Below are 3,740 nucleotides of genomic sequence, written 5' to 3' on the forward strand. Positions count from 1 at the left end.
CCGCTGGCCGCGACCTCGGCGGCCGACGTCGCGCGCGTCCTCGCCGTCAACGTCACGGGGCAGTTCCTGCTGGTCAAGCACGCGCTGCCGTGGCTGGCCGACGGCGGCGCCGTGGTCCTGCTCGGCAGCGACTCGGCGTTCACGGCCGCGCCCGGCATGGTGCCCTACTGCGCGTCCAAGGGCGCGGTGGTCGCGATGACCCGCGCGCTGGCTGTCGAGCTGCCCGGCGTCCGGGTCAACTGCGTCTGCCCGTCGGTGGTGGACACGCCGATGGCGCGCGCCGACCTCGGTGCCGTCCTGGACGACCCCGCGTTCCCGGTCCAGACCGCCGACGACGTCGCCCGGCAGGTGCTGTTCCTCGCGTCCCCGGCTTCGCGGCCGGTCAACGGCCAAGCCCTGCTGGCCGACTTCGGGATGTCGGCCCGCTCGGCGTTCCCCGCTTAGGAAAGGATCCACAGTGGACTCATCTGGCAAGGTCGTCGCGATCACCGGCGGCGGCACCGGAATCGGCGCGGCCGTCGCTCGGCGTTACGCGGGCGAAAGCGCGCACGTGGTCGTGCTGGGACGGCGGCGCGAGCCCCTCGAGAAGGTGGCCGCGGAAACCGGCGCGCACGTCATCGCCTGCGACGCGAGCGTGCGCGAGGACGCCGAAAGCGCGATCGCCGAGATCATCGGCAAGTACGGACGGCTCGACGTCGTCGTCGCCAACGCCGGCGGGCACGGCCTGTCCTCGGTCGTCGACACCGGCGACGACGAGTGGGAGCTGGCCCTGCGCTCGAACCTGTCGAGCGCGTTCGTGCTCTGCCGGGCCGCGCTGCCGTCGCTGGTGGAGACGGGCGGGCAGGTCGTCGTGGTGTCGTCGCTGGCCGGGCTGTTCGCCGGGCCGAACGTGGCCGGGTACACCGTCGCGAAGCACGCGCTGATCGGCCTGACCCGGTCGATCGCCCGCGACTTCGGGCCGCGCGGGGTGCGCGCGAACGCGGTCTGCCCGGGCTGGGTCCGGACCCCGATGGCGGACGGCGAGATGGACCAGTTCGCCGCGGCGGCGGGCTTCACCGGCGGCCACGACGAGGGCTACCGCCGCGTGACGGCCGAGGTCCCGCTGCGCCGCCCGGCCGAGCCCGCGGAGATCGCGGCGATCGTGCGGTTCCTGGGCTCGGCGGAGTCGTCCTACATCACGGGCGCGGTCCTGGTGGCCGACGGCGGCGCCCACGCCGTCGACCTCCCGACGCTGGCCTTCGAGCGCGCGGGGATGTGACACCGCGGCTCGTGAGTGTTCAGTCGGGTTCTAACCCGACTGAACACTCACGACCCCAGGTAGGCCGAGTGCAGGGTGGCGGGGGAGTCGAGGAGGGTCTGGGCGTCGCCGGAGTACGTGACGCGGCCCGACGAGACGACCACCGCCTCCTGCGCGACGCCGAGCGCCAGGTGCGTGAACTGTTCGACCAGCAGGATCGCGGCTCCTTCTCCGGCGAACCGCGTGACCACCGGCAGCAGCCGCGTGAACACCACCGGGGCCAGGCCCAGCGACATCTCGTCGATGAGCAGGAACGCCGGTTTCGCCGCGAACGCCCGGGCCAGCACGACCATCTGCTGCTCGCCACCAGACAGCAGGGCCGCGGCGGCGTCCCGGCGCTTCTCCAGCTCGGGGAACAGCGCCAGGACCTCGTCGACGGCCGCCGGGGTGCGGGCGGTCAGGCGGAGGTTCTCCAGCACCGTCAGGCCGGGGAACACCGCCCGGCCCTGCTCGATGTGCGCCAGCCCGAGCCGCGCCCGCGCGACGCGGGAGTGCCGGGTGACGTTAACCCCGGCCAGGTGGACGCTGCCCGCCGCGGGTGGCACCACCCCCGACACGGCCTCCAGCAGGCTCGTCTTCCCGGCCCCGTTGGGCCCGACCAGCGCGGTGATCCGGCCCGGTTCGAGGACGAGGTCGACGTCGCGGATGACCGGTCCGGCGCCACGCTTGACCGTCAGCCCGTGGACTCGCAACGCGTTCACAGCAGCTCCGTTTCACCCATGTAGGCCTTCAGGACGGCCGGGTCGGCCAGCACGTCCGCCTGCGGTCCGCTGGCCAGTACCTGGCCGAAGTCGAGGACCGTGAGCGTGTCGCAGACCGACCGCACCAGGTCGAGGTCGTGCTCGATGAGCAGCACCGACACCCCGAACCGGGCCGGGACCTGCCGCAGCCGCCGCCCGAAGGCGACGTGCTCCTCGTGCGGCAGCCCGGCCGCGGGCTCATCGAGCAGCAGCACCCGGGGCTTCGCGAGCAGGTGCCCGACCACCTCGACGAGCCGCCGCGCGCCGGCGTCCACCCGGGACAGCGGCGTGCGCGGGGGCGGGCAGCCGAAGAACTCCAGCGCGTCGGCGGCTTCGCGGGCGGTCAGCCTCCGGCGGGCGACGAACCGGACGTACGCGCCGACGGTGAGGCCCGGCGGGACGCGGTCCTGCTGGAACGTCCGCCTCAGCCCGGCGCGGGCCCGGCGGGCGGGCGAGCCGGTGAGCGGCCGGCCGTCGAGGGTGACGGTGCCGCTGGCCCGGGGGAGGAAGCCGCTGATCGCGTCGACCAAAGTGGACTTCCCGGCGCCGTTCGGCCCGATCACCCCGAGGATCCCGCGTTCCGGCACGGCGATGTCCACATCGGACAAGGCGGCCACGTGTCCGAAGGAGACACTCAGCCCGCGCACCTCCAGCACGGGGTCACCGGGCGGCAGCGGCTCGACGTCGGCGACCTCGGCGGTGAGCCCGACGCCCGCGGTGGTCCCGCGGCGGTACCAGAGGTTCCGCACGGCCGTGCCGAGGTTGCCGCGGCCGGTGAGGGCCTGGACGCCGAGCACGCCGAACACGACGAAACCCCAGTCCTGCGGCACACCCCAGCGTTTCAGGAGTTCGGGGACGGCGACCCAGAGCAGCGCGCCGAACACGGCCATGTCGATCAGGTGCGCGCCGGACATGATGGCCAGGACGTAGAGGGCGAGGGACTGGATGGCGGTGAAGCTCGCCGGGAAGGCGAGGCCGACCTGGCCGGTGAGCAGGCCGCCGCTGATCCCGCCGAGCGCGGCGCTGACCGCGAACGCCGTGAGCTTGGACGTCCGCACGCCCGCCCCGACGGCGGCGGTCCCGCGTTCGGAGAAGGCGACCAGGTGCCAGCTGCTGCCCCAGCGCCCGCGGCGCAGGAAGTGCACGAGCAGACCGCAGGCGACGAGCACCAGCACCGCGAAGAGGACGTAGGACCGGTCGTCGGAGAACGCCTCGGGCCGCTCGACCGACAGCCCTTCGGTGGCGCCGGGGAACTGGATCTGCACGAGCGTCAGGTCGGCGGCCGCGGCCAGCCCGAGCGTGACCACGGCGAGCGTGATGCCCCGCAGCCGCAGCGCGGGCAGCCCGACGAGCACCCCGGCGATCGCGGCGGCGAGGCCGCCCAGGAGCAGCCAGGTGCCGAACCCGCCGGGCACGCCGGCGACGTTGCACGCGGAGACGACGAAGGCCCCGACGGCGGCGAAGGTGAGCTGGCAGAGGGAGATCATGCCGGCGGTCCCGGTGACGACCCCGAGCCCGAGCAGGGCGATCGCGGCGACGACGGCGCTGACGCCGAGGTAGACGAAGTACCCGGCGAGCCCGACGCTGAGCGCGTACCCGACGGCGATGGCGGCGGCCGCGACGAGGAAGGGGAGTCCCGCACGGGCGACGCGGTGTTCAGCGAGCCGCACGGGGCACCGCCTTTCGAGCTGAGACGAGGTGGG

4 protein-coding genes are annotated in these 3,740 nt (G+C 74.1%); 2 read left to right on the forward strand and 2 right to left on the reverse strand.

What is annotated here, in order from left to right; genetic code table 11:
- Positions 1-444: SDR family NAD(P)-dependent oxidoreductase (locus tag G3I65_RS32455; RefSeq protein ID WP_160699480.1), on the forward strand; the 444-nt coding region annotated here is incomplete at its 5' end.
- A gap of 13 nt (positions 445-457) precedes the next feature.
- Positions 458-1,258: an SDR family NAD(P)-dependent oxidoreductase gene (locus G3I65_RS32460; RefSeq protein WP_160699481.1), complete on the forward strand. Its 801-nt coding sequence runs from the start codon at positions 458-460 to the stop codon at positions 1,256-1,258.
- Positions 1,259-1,305: 47 nt separating this feature from the next.
- Here G3I65_RS32460 and G3I65_RS32465 read toward each other — a convergent pair whose 3' ends face one another.
- Together G3I65_RS32465 and G3I65_RS32470 are read right to left on the reverse strand one after the other, a co-directional pair.
- Positions 1,306-1,998, reverse strand: coding sequence for an ABC transporter ATP-binding protein (locus G3I65_RS32465; RefSeq protein WP_160699482.1), 693 nt, complete (start codon positions 1,996-1,998; stop codon positions 1,306-1,308).
- Positions 1,995-3,707, reverse strand: coding sequence for an ATP-binding cassette domain-containing protein (locus tag G3I65_RS32470; protein ID WP_160699483.1), 1,713 nt, complete (start codon positions 3,705-3,707; stop codon positions 1,995-1,997). The genes G3I65_RS32465 and G3I65_RS32470 overlap by 4 nt, the downstream gene beginning before the upstream one ends.
- Between the last annotated feature and the right edge of the window lie 33 nt (positions 3,708-3,740).

The sequence above is a fragment of the Amycolatopsis sp. SID8362 genome (assembly GCF_010550475.1).
GTDB lineage: Bacteria > Actinomycetota > Actinomycetes > Mycobacteriales > Pseudonocardiaceae > Amycolatopsis > Amycolatopsis eburnea.